General features: G+C 74.2%; 18 protein-coding genes. 4 read left to right on the top strand and 14 right to left on the bottom strand.

The genetic code is table 11. From position 1 onward, the window contains the following. Window positions 1–28: 28 nt before the first annotated feature. Genes LFA75_RS08640 through LFA75_RS08630 form a run of 3 tightly spaced genes read left to right on the top strand, consistent with a single transcriptional unit; the run spans window position 29 to window position 2,482 of the window. Window positions 29–313 (top strand): hypothetical protein, encoded by a 285-nt coding sequence (locus LFA75_RS08640; RefSeq protein WP_225233236.1) that lies wholly within the window; start codon window positions 29–31, stop codon window positions 311–313. After that, window positions 267–1,826, top strand: a complete 1,560-nt coding sequence (locus LFA75_RS08635; RefSeq protein WP_225233235.1) for a sensor histidine kinase — start codon at window positions 267–269, stop codon at window positions 1,824–1,826. Before LFA75_RS08640 ends, LFA75_RS08635 begins: the two co-directional genes overlap by 47 nt. Next, window positions 1,823–2,482 carry a response regulator transcription factor gene (locus LFA75_RS08630; protein ID WP_225233234.1) on the top strand — a complete coding sequence of 220 codons (660 nt, stop codon included), beginning with the start codon at window positions 1,823–1,825 and terminating at the stop codon, window positions 2,480–2,482. The genes LFA75_RS08635 and LFA75_RS08630 overlap by 4 nt, the downstream gene beginning before the upstream one ends. 26 nt (window positions 2,483–2,508) lie before the next feature. Here LFA75_RS08630 and LFA75_RS08625 read toward each other — a convergent pair whose 3' ends face one another. The 14 genes from LFA75_RS08625 to LFA75_RS08560 all read right to left on the bottom strand — a co-directional run bounded on the left by LFA75_RS08625 (window position 2,509) and on the right by LFA75_RS08560 (window position 18,540). Continuing rightward, on the bottom strand, window positions 2,509–2,778 hold the full coding sequence (locus LFA75_RS08625) for a hypothetical protein (RefSeq protein WP_225233233.1): 270 nt from the start codon (window positions 2,776–2,778) through the stop codon (window positions 2,509–2,511). Window positions 2,779–2,867: 89 nt separating this feature from the next. Next, a complete protein-coding gene (locus tag LFA75_RS08620) occupies window positions 2,868–4,049 on the bottom strand; it encodes an aminoglycoside phosphotransferase family protein (RefSeq protein ID WP_225233232.1) in 1,182 nt (393 codons plus the stop codon). Between the two features lie 73 nt (window positions 4,050–4,122). Continuing rightward, the gene (locus LFA75_RS24070) at window positions 4,123–4,740 is read right to left on the bottom strand and encodes a methyl-accepting chemotaxis protein (RefSeq protein WP_225236031.1); all 618 of its coding nucleotides are present in this window, start codon (window positions 4,738–4,740) and stop codon (window positions 4,123–4,125) included. Between the two features lie 340 nt (window positions 4,741–5,080). Beyond that, the gene (locus tag LFA75_RS08610; RefSeq protein WP_225233231.1) at window positions 5,081–5,647 is read right to left on the bottom strand and encodes a PAS domain-containing protein; all 567 of its coding nucleotides are present in this window, start codon (window positions 5,645–5,647) and stop codon (window positions 5,081–5,083) included. Between the two features lie 71 nt (window positions 5,648–5,718). Continuing rightward, a complete protein-coding gene (locus LFA75_RS08605; protein WP_225233230.1) occupies window positions 5,719–7,014 on the bottom strand; it encodes an MFS transporter in 1,296 nt (431 codons plus the stop codon). A 43-nt stretch (window positions 7,015–7,057) separates the two neighbouring features. After that, on the bottom strand, window positions 7,058–8,062 hold the full coding sequence (locus LFA75_RS08600) for a sugar phosphate isomerase/epimerase family protein (protein ID WP_225233229.1): 1,005 nt from the start codon (window positions 8,060–8,062) through the stop codon (window positions 7,058–7,060). Next, window positions 8,062–9,246: a Gfo/Idh/MocA family protein gene (locus LFA75_RS08595; RefSeq protein ID WP_225233228.1), complete on the bottom strand. Its 1,185-nt coding sequence runs from the start codon at window positions 9,244–9,246 to the stop codon at window positions 8,062–8,064. Before LFA75_RS08595 ends, LFA75_RS08600 begins: the two co-directional genes overlap by 1 nt. A gap of 58 nt (window positions 9,247–9,304) precedes the next feature. Then, window positions 9,305–10,348 (bottom strand): substrate-binding domain-containing protein, encoded by a 1,044-nt coding sequence (locus LFA75_RS08590; protein ID WP_225233227.1) that lies wholly within the window; start codon window positions 10,346–10,348, stop codon window positions 9,305–9,307. Between the two features lie 41 nt (window positions 10,349–10,389). Then, window positions 10,390–11,589: an ABC transporter permease gene (locus LFA75_RS08585; RefSeq protein WP_225233226.1), complete on the bottom strand. Its 1,200-nt coding sequence runs from the start codon at window positions 11,587–11,589 to the stop codon at window positions 10,390–10,392. Further along, window positions 11,586–13,127, bottom strand: a complete 1,542-nt coding sequence (locus tag LFA75_RS08580; protein WP_225233225.1) for a sugar ABC transporter ATP-binding protein — start codon at window positions 13,125–13,127, stop codon at window positions 11,586–11,588. Before LFA75_RS08580 ends, LFA75_RS08585 begins: the two co-directional genes overlap by 4 nt. Before the next feature lie 137 nt (window positions 13,128–13,264). After that, window positions 13,265–14,440: an ROK family protein gene (locus LFA75_RS08575; RefSeq protein WP_225233224.1), complete on the bottom strand. Its 1,176-nt coding sequence runs from the start codon at window positions 14,438–14,440 to the stop codon at window positions 13,265–13,267. Between the two features lie 69 nt (window positions 14,441–14,509). Then, the gene (locus tag LFA75_RS08570) at window positions 14,510–15,469 is read right to left on the bottom strand and encodes a DUF389 domain-containing protein (protein ID WP_225233223.1); all 960 of its coding nucleotides are present in this window, start codon (window positions 15,467–15,469) and stop codon (window positions 14,510–14,512) included. 35 nt (window positions 15,470–15,504) lie between these two features. Beyond that, on the bottom strand, window positions 15,505–16,065 hold the full coding sequence (locus LFA75_RS08565; protein WP_225233222.1) for a hypothetical protein: 561 nt from the start codon (window positions 16,063–16,065) through the stop codon (window positions 15,505–15,507). A gap of 120 nt (window positions 16,066–16,185) precedes the next feature. After that, window positions 16,186–18,540: a (Fe-S)-binding protein gene (locus LFA75_RS08560; RefSeq protein WP_225233221.1), complete on the bottom strand. Its 2,355-nt coding sequence runs from the start codon at window positions 18,538–18,540 to the stop codon at window positions 16,186–16,188. 213 nt (window positions 18,541–18,753) lie between these two features. Between LFA75_RS08560 and LFA75_RS08555 the strand changes: the two genes are divergently transcribed. Next, on the top strand, window positions 18,754–19,809 hold the full coding sequence (locus LFA75_RS08555; RefSeq protein ID WP_225233220.1) for a GGDEF domain-containing protein: 1,056 nt from the start codon (window positions 18,754–18,756) through the stop codon (window positions 19,807–19,809). The last annotated feature ends 27 nt before the right edge of the window (window positions 19,810–19,836 follow it).

Here is a 19,836-nt window from a genome sequence, read left to right as displayed (position 1 = left end):
CCGCCCCAGCGTGCGGCACGCTGGGGCGGTGCGCACCCGGCCTGCCCTGCTCGTGGTCCTCGTGACCGCGCTGGGCGCGGTGCTGCTCGGGGTGGGCTGGCTGGCGCTGCAGCCCTCGGCCACCGGCATCGGGCGGGTCCCCGCCCCGATCTCCGTGCCGGCGCCGACCGCGGTGCCCTCGCCCACCGCCCCGGTCACCAGCTCGCCGACCGGGACTGCGGGGCCGACCGACGTCGTCCCCCCGCCGCCGCTGGACGATGACGACGATGACGACGACGACCCGGACGACGGTGTCGACGACGGTGAGGACTGACCGCGGCAGCCGGGGTCGGCGACGGTGGTCGCCCCGTGCTGCGCGCACCCGCATCATCGGCTGGGTCCTGCTGCTGGTCCTGCTGTCCCTCGCCGCGGTCACCTTCGTCACCTGGCGGCTGCTGGTCGCCCAGACCGACGCCCGGATGGCCGAGTCCCTGCGCGCCGAGGTGACCGAGTTCCGCGCCCTGGTCGACAACGGGCTGGACCCCGGCACCGGCCAGGGGTTCGCCTCCGTCGCCGACGTCCTGCAGGCGGTGATCACCTACAACCAGGCCCGGCCCAACGAGAAGTTCCTCGGCTACGTCGACGGCACCTACCGGTTCCAGAGCCGGATCGAGGCCCCGGTCCGCCTGGCCGAGGACCCGGCGTTCACCGCGCTGGTCAGCTCGGCGACCACCACGACCTCGGGCACCTACGCCTCCGGGGCCGGGGAGGTGCTGTACCTCGCGGTGCCGGTCAGCCTGGCCGACGACCCGGCCACCGGCGTGGTCGTGGCCGCCTTCTTCGCCGACGAGGAGCGGCAGCCCGCCGACGACACCGCGCGCCTCATGCTGCTGGTCGGCGGGTTGACCTCGCTGGCCGCCGCCGGGGGCGCGTGGGTCGTCGCCGGGCGGATCCTGCGCCCGGTGCGCGACGTCGCCGCGACCGCCCAGGGCATCACCGAGACCGACCTGTCCGGCCGGATCGAGGTGGCCGAGGGCCCCGGCGACGAGCTGGCCGACCTGGCCCGGTCGGTGAACGCGATGCTCGACCGGGTCGAGGGCGGGGTCGCCGCCCAGCGCCGGTTCCTGGACGACGCCGGCCACGAGCTGCGGACGCCGATCACCATCGTCCGCGGCCACCTCGAGGTGCTCGACCCGACCGACCCGGCCGACGTCCGGGAGACCGTCGCGCTGGTCGACGACGAGCTCGAGCGGATGAACCGCATCGTCTCCGACCTGCTGCTGCTGGCGCGGGCCGAGCAGCCGGCCTTCGTCCGCCCGCAGCCGGTCGACATCGCCGCCCTCACCGCCGAGGTGGTCTCCAAGGTGCGTCGGCTCGGCGACCGGGAGTGGGTGCTGGAGTCCGCGGCCGAGCTGGACGCCGTCCTGGACCCGCAGCGGGTGACCCAGGCCGTCGTCGCGCTGGCCGACAACGCCTGCCACGTGACCGAGCCCGGCGACCGGATCGGCATCGGCAGCCGTCGGACCGGCGACGAGCTGCGGTTCTGGGTCGCCGACACCGGCCCCGGGGTGTCCGACGCCGACCGCGAGCGGATCTTCGCCCGGTTCGGCCGGGGGTCGGCCGGCGCCCGGCGGACCGACGGCGCCGGGCTGGGCCTCGCCGTCGTCACCGCCATCGCGGCCGCGCACGGTGGGCGGGTGGCGCTGGACTCGGTGCCCGGCCAGGGCGCCACCTTCAGCCTGGTGCTGCCCGCCCGGCCGGCCCCGCCCGCCGACACCCCGGACGGCACGGTGGACGACGCCCTGGCCACCGCCGACGACCCACGAGCTGGAGGAGAGACCCCGTGAGCCGGATCCTGGTCGCCGAGGACGAACCGCGCATCGCCTCGTTCGTGGAGAAGGGCCTGAAGGCCAACGGGTTCACCGTCACCGTGGTCGGCGACGGGCTGTCCGCGCTGGACGCCGCCCGCAGCGGGGACCACGACCTGGTGGTGCTGGACATCGGGCTGCCGGTGCTGGACGGCTTCGCGGTGCTGCGCGCGCTGCGGTCGGAGGGCAGCGCCGTCCCGGTCGTCGTCCTCACCGCCCGGGACTCGGTCACCGACACCGTCGCCGGGCTCGAGGGCGGTGCCGACGACTACATGCCCAAGCCGTTCCGGTTCGAGGAGCTGCTCGCCCGGGTGCGGCTGCGGCTGGCCCCGGACCGGCAGGGCGGCGAGCTGACCGTGCTCACCGTCGGCGACCTCGCGCTGGACCTGCGCCCCCGGCGGGCGCACGTCGGTGGTCGCACGGTGGACCTGTCGGCGCGGGAGTTCGCGCTGGCCGAGACCTTCCTGCGGCACCCTGGCCAGGTGCTGGCCCGCGAGCAGCTGCTGTCCCACGTGTGGGGCTACGACTTCGACCCGGGCAGCAACGTGGTCGACGTCTACGTCCGGTACCTGCGCAAGAAGCTGGGTGCTGCCCGCATCGAGACCGTCCGCGGGATGGGCTACCGGTTGGTCTGAGCCGGTCGCCCATCCCCACGGCTGGGTCAGGCGTCGGGGGTGTCGTCGGCGTCGTCCGGGGTGTCGTCGTCGGGGGTCGCGGTGTCCGGGGTGTTGTCGTCGGGCGTCGCGGTGTCCGGGGTCGCGGTGTCGGGGGTGACGTCGCCGGGGGTGTCGTCGGCGGGGACGTCGGAGACCGAGGTCGGCTGGGTGGCCGGCGCGTCGTCGTCGGCCACGGCGACGCCGGCACCGGCGATGCCCAGGCCGGGCAGGGCGACGCCGAAGGTGATGGTCTTCCAGGTGGCGGGGCGGTTCACGGGGGTCCTCCTCGATCGGTGGTCATGCTGACGGGGACCACTCTGCGCAGCCGCCGTGAGGCCACCGGGAGAGCTCGATGAGCCCTCTCTCACGCCCCGTCGAGCAGCTGCTCGACCAGCGCCAGCCGGGCCTCGGTCGCCCGCGGCCACCCCCGCTGCTGCACCCGGAACGGCCCGGTGGCCAGGCCCAGCACGACCGCCGTGACCCGCGGCGCCAGCTCCGCCGGCCCCCACGGCAGGGCCGCGGCGAGCTCGGCGCGGTACCCGTGCGCCCCGGCGACCGCCATGTGCCCCAGCAGGGTGGCCCAGTCGTCGATGCGGTGCCCGGCCCCGGCACCGTCGACGTCCAGCAGGCCGGTGACCTCGCCCCGGTCCACCAGCAGCTGGGCCTCGTAGAGGTCCCCGTGCACCGGCACCAGCGGGTGCGTGCCCGGGTCGGCGTCGGCGAGCCGACCGGCCACCCGGTCCCACCGGTGCCGCAGGTGCGGCAGCACCAGCGCCAGCACCGCCGCGTGCCCGCCGGCCCGCTCCAGCGGCCCGCGCACCCGGGGCAGCGCGAGGAGCTCGCCGGGCAGCCGGTCGAGCAGGGCGGTCAGCGTCGCCGCCGCCGGGCGGGCGGTCGGGTCGGCGAGCAGCGCGCGGGCCGGGGTGCCCGGCAGTGCCGGCAGGACCAAGACGCCGTCGTCGGTGGCGGTCAGCACCGGGGGAGCGGGCACCGCGCCGGCGAGCACCCGGTGCCGGGCCAGCAGGCCGGCGACCTCGGCCGGCCGGACCACCTTGAGGAACCAGCGCCGGTCCGGGGCGGTCACCTCGACCACGGCCCGGCGGCCGGGCCGGTACGCCCGCACCCGCAGGACGGCGTCGGCCGCGCCGAGCCACCGGCCCACCGCGGCGGTCGAGGTGGCCCTCGCCAGTGCCGGCAGGGCGGGGTCGTGCGGCCAGCGCCACAGGCCGACCCGGGTCTCGGCGCCGTCGACGTCGCCGGCCAGCACCGCGGCGCCGGGCGGGATCCGGCTGCCGGGGGGGGCGGCGAGGGGGTCCCGGGCGGGACGGCCGGCGACCTCGAGCGCCGCGGCGTACTGCACCGTCGCGCTGCCGTCGGTGCGTAGCGAGACCGACGTCGCCCGCAGCCCGCGCAGCGCCGCCCCGGTCGGTGCCAGGGCCGCCGTCCACAGGTCCACGGCCGCCTCGCCCAGCAGCAGCTGCAGCGTCCCCGGCCAGGCGGAGGTGAGGTCCGGGCCGGCGGCGGGGGCGAGCAGCGAGGAGGTCACCGGCCGACCCTGCGGCCCGTCGGTGGCACCGCGGTGAGCGCGGGATGAGGAGGTCCTCATCCCGCGCCGGCGGTCAGTGCCGCATCGCGGCCAGGAAGCCGGTCATCTCCGAGCTGAGCTGCTCGGCCAGCCGGGACAGCCCGGTCTGGTCGGTGACCCCGCCGAGGGAGTGCGAGCCGTCGACGGCGGCGGCGATCCCCTCCACCAGCCCGGTCATCGCCAGCACGGTGTCCCCGACCGAGCTCATCACCGCCGCGACGTCCCCGCAGGAGGCCTGGATGGCCGCGACCTGCTCGGTGACCTGCTCGGTGGCCCGGCCGGTCTGGTCGGCGAGGTCCTTGACCTCGCTGGCGACCACCGCGAAGCCGCGCCCGGCCTCGCCGGCCCGGGCGGCCTCGATGGTGGCGTTGAGCGCCAGCAGCCGGGTCTGCCCGGCCACCGTCTCGATCAGCGCGATGACCTGCTGGATCTCCTGGGACGAGCGGGTCAGCGAGTCGATGGTGGTGCGCGCGGCGCCCACCTCGGTGCTGGCGGCCCCGGCGGCCCCGGTCAGCCCGGCGGCGGTCGCCGACAGCTCGGTGGCCGCGGTCGCCACGCCCTCCGAGGTCGACAGCACCACGGACTCGAACTCGTCGGCCAGCTCCAGGCGGGCGACGGCGGCGGCGTCCACCCGGCCGGCGGAGTCGCGCATGGCGTCGCGGGCGGCGTTGATGGTGGCGGCGCTGCGCTTGAAGGAGCCGGGCAGGCCGGTGAGCAGGACCTTGCGGTGGAACCGGCCCTCGGACGCCGAGGTCAGGGAGGCGCTGGCCTCGCGGACGAAGGCGTCGGAGACGTCCAGGACCCGGTTGACGCCGTCGCCCAGGGCGACGAGGGCGGGGATGTCGGCGGACCCGGGCACCGGGCGGCTGCGGGCCTCGAGGTCACCGCGGGCGGCCGCGGCGCAGTCCTCGGTGAGCTGGGCGACGAAGGCGCGGTAGACGGCGAGCTCGGCGGCGTCGTCGCGGCCGCGGGAGGGGCGGTGCAGGGCCATGTCAGTTCTCCTGGGCGGCGATGATGGACCAGATCATGTCCTCGTAGCCGGCGGCCTTCTCGGCCACCAGCCGGTCCAGGAGCTGGGCGGAGGCGGTGACGGCGGCCTTGGCGGTGGAGTGCCGGCGCTCCTCGGCGAGCAGGGCCGCGTAGAGGGGGCGGATCTGGGCCAGGGCGCCGGGGGAGGGCCGGCGGCGGTTGGAGTGGTAGCCGACGATCGTGCCGCGCTCGTCGACCGAGGGCGTGACGTGGGCGAGCACCCAGTAGTGGGCGCCGTCGGCGGCCAGGTTGTTGATGTAGGCGAAGAGCTCGTGGCCGCGGCTGATGGTGTCCCAGAGCAGGTGGAACACCGCGCGGGGCATCTCGGGGTGCCGGATGAGGTTGTGCGGCTGCCCGATGACCTCGTCCAGGGAGTACGCGCCGACGCGCAGGAAGACGTCGTTGGCGTAGGTGATGACGCCGCGGCGGTCGGTCTTGGAGACGATGAGCTCGTCGGCCCCGAAGCTGCGCTCGACCCCGGTGGGTCGTACGGCGGTCCTGGCCCTGGCGGTCGCCTCGGTCGTGGTCATGCAGGCTCCGTCCGGTGGGGGTGTCGCCCCCTCATCGGACAGTTGTGTTCCGGCTTGAGCCGAAACCCGGGTCAGCCGCGGGGTTCGAGCACCACCGGGGACTCCACGCCGGCCGCCTCGACCGCGGGGGACCCGGTCGGCGTCGTGGACGTCTGCAGACCCGGCACCTCGTCGTCGACCTGGCGGTCGGCGCAGACCAGCCATCCGGTCACGAACAGCCCGGCCACCCCGGCGTAGACCAGCACGAACATGCCGGTGTAGCCGCCGGTCAGCCCGCGCAGCAGCCCGACCAGCACCGGGCCGGCCGCGGCGATCGCGTAGCCCCAGCCCTGCACCACGGTCGACAGCGCGTTCACCGTCTCCGGCGTGCGCGCCCGCAGGCCGAGCAGCGACAGCACCATCGCGAAGGTGCCCATCCCGATGCCGAGCATCGACATCCACAGCCAGGTCAGGGTCAGCGGCGACAGCAGCAGCCCGGTCCAGCCGACCAGGTAGCAGGCCATGAAGCCGACCAGCATCGGCCGCTGCCAGGACTGCCGCACCGCACCCGACGGCACCAGCGCGTTCAGCGGGATCACGATCAGCGCGTTCACCCCGACCAGCACGCCGGCGGCAGCCGCGGACATGCCCTCGTCGCGCAGGTACTGCGCCGTCCACCCGACGATCACGTAGGCCTGCATCGCCTGCAGGCCGAAGAACACGGCCAGCTGCCAGGCCAGCGAAGACCGCACCAGCAGGCGCAGCCGGACGCCGCGCGGTGCCCCGCCCACCGACGTCCGGCGCGGCACCAGCAACCACGGGACGACGGCCAGGACGGCGAACACCGCCCACACGCCCAGCGCCCACCGCCAGCCGTCGACCCCCACCGAGGCGGCGATCGGCGCGGTCGAGACGCTGGCCACCGCACCGCCGACGGCCATGGTGGTGCTGTAGGCGCCGACCAGCAGCCCGGTCCGGGCGGGGAACCAGTGCTTGACGATGCCCGGCAGCAGCACGTTGCCCAGCGCACCGCCGACCATGGTGGCCACGGTGCCCAGCAGGAACAGCCAGAACGACGGCGCCGCGGCCCGGCCGACCACGCCCAGCGCCATCACCAGCAGGGCGGCGGCCAGCACGTGCCCGTCGCGGAACCGGGCGGCCAGCGGGGGACCGGCGAACCCGATGACCGCGAAGCACAGCAGCGGCATCGTGGTGATCAGGCCGGCGGCGCCCGAGGAGATGCCGAGGCCGTCCTCGATCTCCTGCAGCACCGGCCCGACGCCGTTGACCGCCGTCCGCAGGTTGAACCCGGTCAGCACGATCGCCACGGCGACGAGCACCAGCCCCCGTCGGGAGGATCCGGCGGGGGCTGGTGCTGCGGTGCTCACGAGGGTCCAGTCTCCTCGACGCCCGCGGTGCGCGGGCGGCGGGTCAGCTGCGCGAGAAGGCGGCGTCGAACGCGGCCGACGGCGGGTCGAAGGCCAGCTTCCGGACGAACTCCAGGGCCTCGGGGGCACCGACCAGGCGGTCCATGCCGGCGTCCTCCCACTCCACGGAGATCGGGCCGTCGTAGCCGATGGTGTTCAGCATCCGGAAGCACGCCTCCCAGGGGACGTCGCCGTGCCCGGTGGAGACGAAGTCCCAGCCGCGGCGCGGGTCGGCCCAGGGCAGGTGCGAGCCCATCCGGCCGTTGCGGCCGTTGCCGACCTGCTTCTTCGCGTCCTTGCAGTCCACGTGGTAGATCCGGTCCTTGAAGTCCCAGAGGAACCCGACCGGGTCCAGGTCCTGCCACACGAAGTGGCTGGGGTCCCAGTTGAGGCCGAAGGCCTCCCGGTGGCCGATGGCCTCCATGGTGGCGACCGTCGTCCAGTAGTCGTAGGCGATCTCCGAGGGGTGCACCTCGTGGGCGAACCGGACGCCGGCGGCGTCGAACTCGTCGAGGATCGGGTTCCACCGGTCGGCGAAGTCGCGGTAGCCGGCCTCGACCATCGACTCGGGCACCGGCGGGAACATGGCCACGGTCTTCCAGATCGAGGACCCGGTGAACCCGACGACCGTCTTGACGCCGAGGGCCTGCGCCGCGCGGGCGGTGGCCTTCATCTCCTCGGCGGCCCGGCGGCGGACACCCTCGGGGTCGCCGTCGCCCCACACGCGGGGGTCGACCATGTTGGCGTGCCGCTCGTCGATCGGGTCGTCGCAGACGGCCTGGCCGTTGAGGTGGTTGCTGATCGCGAAGACCTGCAGGCCGTGCTGCTCCAGCAGGTCCTTCTTCGCGCGCAGGTAGCCGTCGTCCTCGGTGGCCCGGACGACGTCGAGGTGGTCGCCCCAGCAGGCGATCTCCAGGCCGTCGTAGCCCCACCCGGAGGCGAGCTCGCAGACCTCGGCGAAGGGCAGGTCGGCCCACTGGCCGGTGAACAGGGTGACGGGGCGGGGCATCAGGAACTCCTCGGGTCAAGGACGACGGGGGTCCAGGTGGACCGGTCGGCGGCGCTGCGCTGCACGGCGTCCAGCACATGCTGCACGGCCAGCCCGTCGGCGAAGGACGGCGTGGGCTGCTCGCCCGCGGCGAGTGCGCCGACCAGGTCGACCACCTGGTGGGTGAAGGCGTGCTCGTAGCCCAGCCCGTGGCCGGCCGGCCACCAGCCGGCGACGTAGGGGTGGTCGGGCTCGGTGACCACGATCCGGCGGAAGCCGGCGGTGGCCGCCGGGTCGGCGCCGTCGAAGAAGTGCAGGACGTTCATGTCCTCGAAGTCGAACGCCAGGCTGCCCAGGGAGCCGTTGATCTCCAAGCGGATGGCGTTCTTGCGGCCCAGGGCGAAGCGGGTGGCCTCGAAGGTGGCCAGCCCGCCGCCGGAGAAGCGGGCGAGGAACACGGCGGCGTCGTCGACGGTGACCGTGCCGGTGCCCTCTCCGGCGGTGCCCGACAGCGACCCGGCCGCGGCCGGCAACGGGCGCTCCTTCACGAACGTCTCCAGCGCCGCGCTGACCCCGGTGACGGTCTCGCCGGTGATGTGCTGGGTCAGGTCGACCACGTGCGCGCCGATGTCGCCCAGCGCCCCGGAGCCGGCCTTGTCGGCCTCCAGCCGCCACGACATCGGTGCCTCGGGGTCGGCGATCCAGTCCTGCAGGTAGGCGGCCCGGACGTGCCGGACCTGGCCGATCCGGCCCTCGGCCACGAGCTGGCGGGCCAGCGCGATGGCCGGGACCCGGCGGTAGGTGAACCCGACCATCGCCCGGACGCCGTGCGCGGCGGCGCGGTCGGCCGCGGCGGTCATGGCCTCGGCCTCGGCGACCGAGTTGGCCAGCGGCTTCTCGCACAGCACGTGCTTGCCGGCCTCGAGCGCGGCGATGGCGATCTCGGCGTGGGTGTCGCCGGGGGTGCAGATGTCGACCAGGTCGACGTCGTGCCGCTCGAGGACCGCGCGCCAGTCGGTGGCGGTCTCGGCCCAGCCGAGCTGCTCCGCCGCGGCGGCGGTCCGCTCGGCGTCGCGGCCGACCAGGACGGCGAGCTCGGGGCGCAGCGGGAGGTCGAAGAAGCGGGGCGCGGTGCGCCAGGCGTGCGAGTGGGCCTTGCCCATGAAGGCGTGCCCGATCATCGCGACGCGGAGGGGGGTGCTCATGCCGGTCCTTCCGTGGGGAGCCGGGGTGCGCGGACGGGCCGCGCACCCCGGCGGGGGATCAGGACTCGAACGCGCTGTCGATGTACTGGTCGACGTTGTCCGCGGTCACGACCGGGGCCGACAGGGTGATCTGGCGGGGCACCTCGACGTCGATGAGGTCCGAGAGCGCCTTGCCCTGGGCGATCAGGCGGGCCAGCCGGACGCCGTCCGCGGCCTGGCTGGCCGGGTAGATGACGGTGGCCTGCAGGACCGAGTCGCCGGCCTGGATGCTGCGCATGGCGTTGGCCGAGCCGGCGCCGCCGACCATGAAGAACTCGTCGCGGCCGGCGTTGGTGATGGCGGCCAGGACGCCGATGCCCTGGTCGTCGTCGTGGTTCCAGATGGCGTCGATCTGCGGGGCGGCCTGCAGCAGGTTCGCCGTGACCTCCTCGCCGGACTCCACGGTGAACTCCGCGGCGACCCGGTTGTCGACGTCCAGGCCGCAGTCGGCGAGGGCGTCGGAGAAGCCCTGGCTGCGCTCCTGGGTCAGGGGCAGGGAGTCGATGCCGGCGACCTCGGCCACGACGGCGTCGGGCTTGTCCTCGAGCTGCGAGCAGATGTAGGCACCGGCGGAGACGCCCATGCCGTAGTTGTCGCCCAGGATCGTCACGCGGGCGGCGTCCGGGTCGTCGAACTCGCGGTCGACGTTGATGACCGGGATGCCGGCCTCCATGGCCTCCAGCGCGATCGGGGTGAGCGCGGCACCGTCGAAGGGCAGCAGCACGATCGCGTCGACGCCGTCGTTGATGAAGGTCTCGACCTGGGCGATCTGGGCGGACACGTCGTTGGTGCCCTCGGCGACGACCAGCTCGACGTCGTCGTAGCCGTCGGCCTCGGCCCGGGCGGCTGCGGTGATCTGGGCCATCCAGCCGTGGTCGGCGGCCGGGGCGGAGAAGCCGATGGTGACGGTGTCACCGGCGTCGTCGTTGGAGCTGGCGGCGTTGTTGCCGCCCCCGCCGGAGCTGGAGGCCTCGGGGGTGTTGCCGGTGCAGCCGGCGACCATGACACCGGCGCCGAGCAGGGCGACGGTGCTGGTCAGCAGGCGACGGTGCCGTGCGGACATGTGTTTCTCCTTGAGGGGGGTGGGTGGTGCCGTGGGAGGGGTCAGGANGCCGGCGACCATGACACCGTCGCCTGCTGACCAGCACCGTCGCCCTGCTCGGCGCCGGTGTCATGGTCGCCGGCTGCACCGGCAACACCCCCGAGGCCTCCAGCTCCGGCGGGGGCGCCCTCCGCAGCGGTGGGCGGCAGGGCCTTGGGCGAGCGGCGCTGCCGACGGCCGGCGGCGACCCGCTGCTGGAGCAGGACGGCGGCCACGATGATCACGCCCTTGGCCACGGCCTGGGCGGAGCTGGACAGGTTGTTCAGCGTGAAGACGTTGCTGAGCGTGGTGAAGATCAGCACGCCCAGGACGGTGCCGACGATCGTGCCGCGGCCACCGATCAGCAGCGTGCCGCCGATGACGACGGCGGCGATCGCGTCCAGCTCCAGCAGCGTGCCGTGGGTGGAGCTGCCGGTCGTCGTCCGGGCCATGAGCATGACCGCGGCCAGGCCGCAGGTCACCCCGGACAGCACGTAGAGGGCGACCGTGTGCCGCTGCACCCGGATGCCGGCCAGGCGGGCGGCCTCGGCGTTGCCGCCAACGGCGAAGGTGCGCCGGCCGAAGGTGGTGCGGTTGAGCAGCACCCAGCCGGCGAGGGCGACCAGGGCGAACATCCAGACCAGCGTCGGGACGCCGAGCGGGCTGCTGGAGAAGAACCGGAGGAAGTCCTGGTCCTGGACGATCTGGGTGCGCCGGTTGGCGATGATCTCGGCCAGGCCGCGGGCGGCGGCGAGCATGGCCAGGGTGGCGATGAAGGCCACCAGTTTCCCGTAGGCGATCACCACCCCGTTGACCAGCCCGGCGATCGCACCGACCAGGACGGCGGCGCCGGCCATGAGGATCCAGTGCGTGTCGGCGGCCAGCGCCTGGGTGGCCAGCGTGGTGGCCCAGATCGAGGCCAGCGCGACCAGGGCGCCGACGGACAGGTCGATCCCGCCGCCGATGATCACGAAGGTCATCCCGATGCTGACCACGCCGACGACGGCGGCCAGCCGGAGGATGGTCAGCACGTTGTCGGTGCTGGCGAACCGGTCGCCGGCGGTGATGATCCCGACGATGCACAGCAGGGCGAACGCGACGACCAGGCCGAGGTTGCGCCCGACCGGGCCGGCCAGGAGGCCGGCGCCCGACGACGTCGGGGTGCTGGGTGCCGGCGCGTCCGACGCGGTGGTCGTGCTGCCGGTGGTGGTCTGCTCGCTCATGCCACGTGCCCCTCGATGGTGTGGGTGGCCCCGGTGGGGAGCCCCTGCATGACCAGGTCCAGGACCCGGTGCTCGTCCAGTGCGGTGGCCGGCTCGTCGGCCAGCACGCGGCCGTCGGCCAGCACGAGGACCCGGTCGGCCAGACCGAGCACCTCGGGGATCTCGCTGCTGACCAGGACGACGGCCACGCCGCGGTCGGCCAGCGCGCGGATCAGCGCGTAGATCTCCGACCGGGCGCCGACGTCGACGCCGCGGGTGGGCTCGTCCAGCAGCAGCACCCGGCAGTCGCGCAGCAGCCAACGGGCCAGCACTACCTTCTGCTGGTTGCCGCCGGACAGCGTGCGGACCTCGCGGTCGACGTCGACCGGGCGCAGGTCCAGCGCGTCGGTCTGCTCGCGGGCGGCGGCCCGCTCGGCCCGGCCGGACAGGAAGCCGGCGCGGGCGAAGCGGGACAGGCTGGACACGGTGATGTTGCGGTAGATCGGCTCGCCGAGCAGCAGCGCCTGGCTCTTGCGCTCCTCCGGGGCCAGCCCGACCCCCGCGCCGACCGCCGCGGCCACGTCGCCGGGGCGCAGCCGCTTGCCGCCGACCCGGACCTGGCCGGTGCTGGGGCGCCGCGCGCCGTAGACGGCCTCCAGCACCTCGGAGCGGCCCGAGCCCACCAGCCCGGCCAGGCCCAGGATCTCCCCGGGCGCGACGGTGAAGGACACGTCGTCGACGTGGCCGGGCACGGTCAGGTGCTCGACCTCCAGCAGCGGCGCCGCGGTGGCCGCGGCGCGCTCGGTGCGCTGGGGGAAGACGTACTCGATGGTGCGGCCGGTCATCAGGGAGATGACCTCGCGGGTCGAGGTCTCCCGGGCGGGCAGGCCGGTGGCCACCGTCGCGCCGTCCTTGATGACGGTGATCCGGTCGCCGATCTGCCGGATCTCCTCCAGCCGGTGGGAGATGTAGACGACGGCCACCCCGTCGGCGGTGAGGTCGCGGACGACGGTGAACAGCCGCTCGACCTCCTCGTTGTCCAGCACCGCGGAGGGCTCGTCCATGACGATCAGCCGGGCGTCCTGGGACAGCGCGCGGGCCATGCTCACCATCTGCTGGCTGGCCGCCGAGAGCGTGCCGACCTCGGCGCCGGGCCGGATCTCGGGGTGGCCGAGCCGGGTGAGCAGCGCGGCCGTGGCCCGGTGGTCGGCGGCCGGTCGGCTGAGGCCGAACCGGGAGCGCTCCCGGCCGAGGAAGACGTTGTCGGCGACGGAGAGGCCGGCGACCAGGTCCAGCTCCTGGTAGATGGTCGCGATCCCGCGGCTCATCGCCGCCTGCGGGTCGGTGAGCCGGATCGGCTCGCCCTCCCACCGGATGGTCCCCTCGTCGGGCTGGTGCGCGCCGGCCAGCACCTTGATCAGCGTGGACTTCCCCGCGCCGTTCTGGCCGAGCAGGCAGTGCACCTCGCCCGCGCGGACGTCGAGGTCGACGCCGTCGAGGGCCCGTACCCCGGGGAAGGTCTTGACGATCCCCTGCATCTCGAGCAGCACGCCGCTCACTCCCACCGCCTCCACTTATGCTCAGCAATGAGCATTAGTCCGTTGCAGCGTCAACCTATGGTCTGGCTGAGCGTGTGTGACCCAGGTCCCGGTGAACCGTTACCGAAACGAGATGGGCTGCCGGTTTCGGCCGCCGGTCAGCTGGTGATGGCCTGCCGGACGGACTCGTCGTCCAGGTAGCCCTCGATGGCCATCAGTGCCGCGCCGACCCGCCCGGAGAGCTCCGGGGCGTCGCTGACCGAGATGTCCAGGGTGCGGGCGGCCAGCGGCATCGCGCGGGCGTAGACGGACTCCCGGATGCCCGACAGCAGCGGCAGGCCGGCCTGGGCCACCCCGCCGGTGACCACGATCCGGTGCGGGTTGAAGAAGTTGACCAGCGCGGCCAGCACGGTGCCGATCGTCCGGCCGGCGTCTCGCACCAGCTCCAGCGCCGGGCCGTCCCCGCGGACGGCGAGGGCGACGACGTCCCGGGTGCTGGCGACCGGCAGGCCGGCGTCGAGGGCGTCGCGCAGCAGCGAGGCCCCGCTGGCCAGCGCCTCCAGGCAGTTGGTGTTGCCGCAGCGGCACAGCACGCTGCGGCCGTCGGCTGCGTGGACGTGGATGTGCCCGATGTCCCCGGCGCTGCCCTGCGCGCCCCGGTAGACGCGCCCGGCCACGATCACGCCGCAGCCGACCCCGGTGCCGACCTTGACCACGAGGGCGTCCTGGTCGGAGCCCTCGACACCCAGCTCGCCCAGGGCCATCACGTTGACGTCGTTGTCGACGAAGACCGGGGCCGCCCAGCGGGCGAACGCCTCGGGGATCGGGTGGTCGTGCCAGCCCGGCATGATCGGCGGGTGCGAGGGCCGGCCGGTCGAGAACTCGACCGGGCCGGGCACCCCGACCCCGACCGCGCGCACGTCGGCGTCGCGCAGCCCGGCCTCGGCGAGCACCTGGCGGCCCAGCCGGCTCGCCTCGCCGAGCACGGCCGCGGGTCCCTCGGAGATGTCGATCGGGTGCCCGGCCGTCGCCAGCACGCGTGCCGACAGGTCGGTGACGGCGACGTCGACGCTGGTGACCCCGAGGTCCACCGCGAGCACGCAGCCGGCCTCGCTGTTGAACTGCAGCAGCGTCGGCGGCCGTCCGCCGGTGCTCCAGCCGCGGCCGCCCTCGGCCAGCAGGTTGGCGCCGATCAGCTGGTCGACCCGGCCGCTGATGGTGTTGCGGGAGGCGCCGGTCAGGGCCACCAGCTCGGCCCGGCTGCGCGCGCGACCCGTGCGCACGTGGTGCAGCAGCGCCGCCGGGGAGGCGGACACGGCCGGGGTCGCGGTCACGGCTGACATGGTGGCACGTCCGGCCCGCGGCGTGTCGCCGCAGGTCAGCGGCGTGCGCGCCGGCGGAGGTCAGGCCGCGGTGTCGGCCAACCGGTGCGGCACCGTGCGGGGCACCCGTCGCCAGACCGCCTTCTGCAGGGCCAGCGTGGCCAGTGCGGCGACCAGGATGCCGACCAGGTTGATGCCCAGCTGGGCCGCGGCCTCGCCGAGTTCCCGACCGCCGCCCAGCGCCAGCGACAGCGCGATGTCCCCGGCTGCCGGGACCGTGGTCACCGAGATGAAGACCCCGACCAGGGCGCCGGACTTGGCCGAGGTCAGCGACAGCACGCCGGCGATGCCGGCCAGCACCGCCACGACCAGGGACCAGCGGTCGGGCTGGGTGATGAAGCCGGTCGCCGGCCGGGCCGCGTCCAGCAGCTCGGGTCCGTACCAGCCCAGCGCCCGGCCCAGCACGGCCACCGCCGTGGTGACCGCGATCGCGACGGCGAAACCGACGACCAGGGCGATCACCGCCCGGCGGGCGATCGAGCGCCGGCCGTGCACGACCGCGACCGCCAGCGCGGCGATGGGGGCGAACTCGGGCCCCAGCACCATGGCGCCGATGACCAGGACGGCCGAGTCGTTGACGATGGCCACCGCGGCCAGCAGCGTGGCGATGGTCAGGAAGGCCACGTAGGCGACCGACAGCGAGGAGTCGGCGTCCGTCGTGCGGACGACCTGCTCCCAGACCACCGCGTCCGCGCCGTCCCCCGGCGCCCGGTCCTCGGCCTCCTGGGCCGGCCGGGAGACCGCGGCGTCGACGGACTCGATCGCGATGCCGCCGTCCCGGTCGATGCCCAGCTCGCGCAGCGCGGAGATGACGCCGTCGGCGGACTCCCGGGCGACGTCGACCAGGAACACGTCGCCGGGCGGGCTCACCGAGCAGCCGGGCAGCAGCGCCAGGTGGGCGGTGCCCGGGTCGTCGGCGAGCAGCGTGCGGACGGCCTCGGTCCGGTCGGCCGGGGAGGTGATCCGCAGGTGGAGCAGCACGGGTGATGTGTACCTTGCCGGGCTGCCCGTCGTCGTCAGCCCGTGCCGCTGACCTGGATCGTGACCGCGGCGACCTGGATGGTGGAGCCGTCGGCCGCGAGCCGTTGCAGGGCGAGCTCGTGCGCGCCGTCGCCGGCGGGGACGGCCAGGGCGAGGTCGGGGGACAGGCACTGGGCCAGCCGCAGCGCGGGGCCGGCCGGGGTCTCGGTGTAGTCCACCGTCGACCCGGCGTCGCCGCGGACCGGTTCGCCGTCGACGGTCAGCACGAAGTCGGTGTCATCGGGACCGGTGAGCCGGACGTACATGGTCTGGCCGCGGACGACCTGGCTGGAGGAGACCCCGATCGCCGGGGTGCTGCAGTTCGCCGTCAGCGGCACCTCGTCGGCGCCGCGGGAGCTGGTGAACGCCAGCACCGCCAGGGCGACCACCGCCACCGCCAGCCACGCCCAGTGGTTCCCGCGCCGGATGGTGGGCCGGTCACCGGCCAGCGCCCGCTCGTCGCCGATGTCGCGGGCGTAGTGGTTCGCCGAGCGCCGGTTGCCCGCCGCCAGCTCGGGGTCCTCGCGCCCCCGCACCCCGCCGAAGATGAAGCTCACGGCGTCCAGTGTCCCTGGTGACGGGATGGAACGGCCTGGCCCCAGGGGCCCGCGGCACGCGGAGCGTGTCGTGGGGTGGGGCCAGGTCCTTCGTCGGCTGCGGGGTGTTGCTGGGTGCGGTTACTCGGCGGGTGCGGCGCCCGGGCCGGACTGGCCCTGCTGGGTCTCGCCGTGCTCGGTGCCCTGCGGGGCGGTGCCCCGGTCCTCCGGGCCCTCGGAGCCCGGCGTCGGGCCCGACGCGGTGCCGGCTGCGGCGGCCCCGACCGGGGCCATCGCGCGGAGCAGGATCTGGCTGACGTCGAGGACCTCGACGTGCTCGGCCGCCTCGCCCTTCTCCTTCTTGGTGTTCACCGCGTCGCTGAGCATCGTGATGCAGAACGGGCAGGCGGTGGAGATGACGTCGGGCTCGAGCTCGAGCGCCTCCTCGGTGCGGTTCATGTTGATCCGCGTCCCGATCTTCTCCTCCATCCACATCCGCGCACCGCCGGCGCCGCAGCAGAACCCGCGGTCCTTGCAGCGGTGCATCTCCTGGGTGCGCAGGCCCTGGACGCTGTCCAGGATCTCCCGCGGCGGGGTGTAGACCTTGTTGTGCCGGCCCAGGAAGCACGGGTCGTGGTAGGTCACCTTGCGGTCGATCGGGGTGACCGGCACCAGCCGGCCCTCCTCCACGAGCTGGCCCAGCAGCTGGGTGTGGTGCACGACGTCGTAGTCGCCGCCCAGCTGCGGGTACTCCTTGTTGATCGAGTTGAAGCAGTGCGGGCAGGTCGCCACGATCTTGCGGCGGCCGGTCTCGCGGCCCTCGAAGACGGTGTTCAGCGTCTCGACGTTCTCCGCGGCCAGCTGCTGGAAGACGAACTCGTTGCCCATCCGGCGGGCCGGGTCACCGGTGCAGGTCTCGCCCGAGCCCAGCACGGCGAACTCGACGCCCGCGGTGTGCAGCAGCTCGGCGACGGCCTTGGTGACCTTCTTGGCCCGGTCGTCGATGGCCCCGGCGCAGCCGACCCAGAACAGGTACTCGACGTCGTCGTCGATCGCGCCCTCGACCTGGCGGACCGGGAAGGGCATGTCCTTCATCCACTCGTCACGGGTGGACGGGCTGACGCCCCACGGGTTGCCGCGGTTCTCCAGGTTGCGCAGCATCACGCCGGCCTCGGAGGGGAAGCTGGACTCGATCAGCGTCTGGTAGCGGCGCATGTCCATGATGTGGTCGACGTGCTCGATGTCGACCGGGCACTGCTCCACGCAGGCCCCGCAGCTGGTGCAGCTCCACAGCACGTCGGGGTCGATGACCCCGCCCTCCTCGAGGGTGCCGACCAGCGGGCGCTCGGCCTGGGCGTCGTTGGTGCCCTCGATGCGGGCGAAGCCGGAGTACCAGGTCTGCTCCGCCGACGGCGCCTCGGGCGTCATCACCGACTCGCCACCCGCGGAGTCGCCCTTGCCGTCACCCACCTCGCGGGCGCCGACCAGGTACGGCGCCTTCGCGTACAGGTGGTCCCGCAGGTCCATGATCACCATCTTCGGCGACAGGGGCTTGCCGGTGTTCCAGGCCGGGCACTGGCTCTGGCACCGCCCGCACTCGGTGCAGGTGGTGAAGTCCAGCATCCCCTTCCAGGTGAAGTCCTCTATCTTGCCGCGGCCGAAGGTCGCGTCCTCGTCCGGGTCCTCGAAGTCGATCGGCACGCCGCCCGAGGTCATCGGCTGCAGGGCGCCCAGCGCGACCCCGCCGTCGTCCTCGCGCTTGAAGTAGATGTTGAAGAAGGCGCTGAACCGGTGCCAGGCCACGCCCATCGTCAGGTTGCGCGCGATCACGATCAGCCAGACCAGGCTGACCACGATCTTCACGAACGCGATGACGCTGACCAGGTCGGGGCTGTCGGGGAACAGGTTCGACAGCGCCGAGCTGACCGGGTGCGACCAGCCGGGGGCGTCGTCCAGGCCCGAGGCGATCTTGGCGGCCCGGATCGACAGGATGCAGATGCCGATGACCAGGACGACGGCCTCGACGAAGTAGCCGCGGCCCTCGTTGGACCCGGTGAAGCGGCCGTTGCGGCCGGTGCGGCGCGGGTGGTCCTTCTGCCGGATGACGATCAGCACCAGGATGCCGATGACCGTGCCGGCGCCGATGACGTCGACGAAGAGGTTCCAGACGCCCCAGGTGCCGATCAGCGGCAGGTGGAAGCTGGGGGAGAAGACCTCGCCGAAGGCCTCGACCAGGGTGAGGAACAGGCCGTAGAAGCCCACCATCACGAACCAGTGCGCGGCGCCGATGGTCGACCACTTGAGCATCCGGGTGTGCCCCAGGGACTCCACGGCCAGGTTCTTCAACCGGGGGCCGACGGGGCCGAACCGGGTGCCGTCGGGCTGGCCGGTCTTGATGACGGCCAGCATCTTCCGCACCGCCTGGGTCGCCAGCACGACGGCGACGACGAGCAGCAGCACGCACAGCGTGCCCAGGACGATCTGCAACGGGCCCACGGAACTCCCTCTCCCCGAGCGTCGGGACGACGACGGTGACTGGCGCGGACGATAGCCCAGCGCACCGACAGGCTACTGGCGAGTAACCGACACCGGGGGCGCGCCCGTCCGCGGGTCGGCGTTGCCGCGCCCGGGCGGGCGTGACAACCTCTGGCGACCGCCCGACCTGCGTCGATCACCCGGCGCAGGGGGGTGGCGACAGGGAGGCGGCGCGTGCAGGGGCAGGTGCGGCGCCGCGTCTACCTCGCGATCTGCCTGCTCGGCCTGCTGGGCTGCGCCTGGCAGATCGCCCGCCCCGGGGGTCAGCAGCTCGAGCGGACGGTGTCCTTCCCGCTGCTGGCGCTGTTCCTGCTCGGCGCCGGGGCGCTGCTGGTGTGGTGGCCGTCCCGGGTGCGGTGGGTGGAGGTCGGCGGGTTCGTCGTCCTCGCGGTGGTCTGGCTGACCACGATGGCCCTGCAGCTGGCCGCGGCCCCCGACGACGCCGCCGCGTGGGCCTCGCTGTTCCCGGGTGTCTTCGCCAACCTGTGCCTGCTCGTGGTGCTGGCCCACCTGTGGTTCGACGTGCGCTGGGCGGTGGTCGCCTCGCTGGCCGGCCCGGCGATCGCGCTGGTCGTCGGCACGGTGCGGTTCCTGCCCGTCGAGCCCGGGATGCGGAACTACGCGCTGGACCTCGCCGGCGCGCTGGGCTACGTCGTGGTGCTGGCGATGCTGGCCTTCCTCATGGCCCGCAGCAAGGAGGCCCTGGCGCTGAGCCGGGCCGAGGCCGCCCGGCTGCGGGAGCTCGCGCACACCGACGTCCTGACCGGGCTGCCGAACCGGCGCAGCCTGATCGACGCGCTGCACACCGCGGTGCAGGACCGCCGCGCCGGCGGCAGCACCGCCGTCGTCCTGTTCGACCTGGACCACTTCAAGGCCGTCAACGACCGGTACGGCCACGACGTCGGCGACCTGGTGCTGCAGGAGGTGGCCGACGTCGTGCTGTCCTCGCTGCGCCCGGACGCCGTGTTCGGCCGCTGGGGCGGCGAGGAGTTCCTCGTCGTGGTCCCGCGGGCCGACCTGGAGGCCGGGGTGGCGGTCGCCGAGCGGCTGCGCCGGGACATCGCCGCCCGCGGCTTCCCGGGCGGGCTGGCCATGACGGCGAGCTTCGGGGTCAGCGTGCTCAGCGACGCCGACTCGGTCGACGCGGTGCTGCTGCGCGCCGACCGGCTGCTCTACGTGGCCAAGGAGGCCGGGCGGGACCTCGTGGTCACCCGCCTGCCGCGCCCCTGACCGCGCGGGTCGCCCAGCCGTGCCGCT

It is taken from the genome of Klenkia terrae (genome assembly GCF_900491935.1).
GTDB classification, from domain to species: Bacteria; Actinomycetota; Actinomycetes; order Mycobacteriales; family Geodermatophilaceae; genus Klenkia; species Klenkia terrae.
Note: the sequence above shows the minus strand (reverse complement) of the source record. Positions and strands in the feature narration are given on the sequence as shown.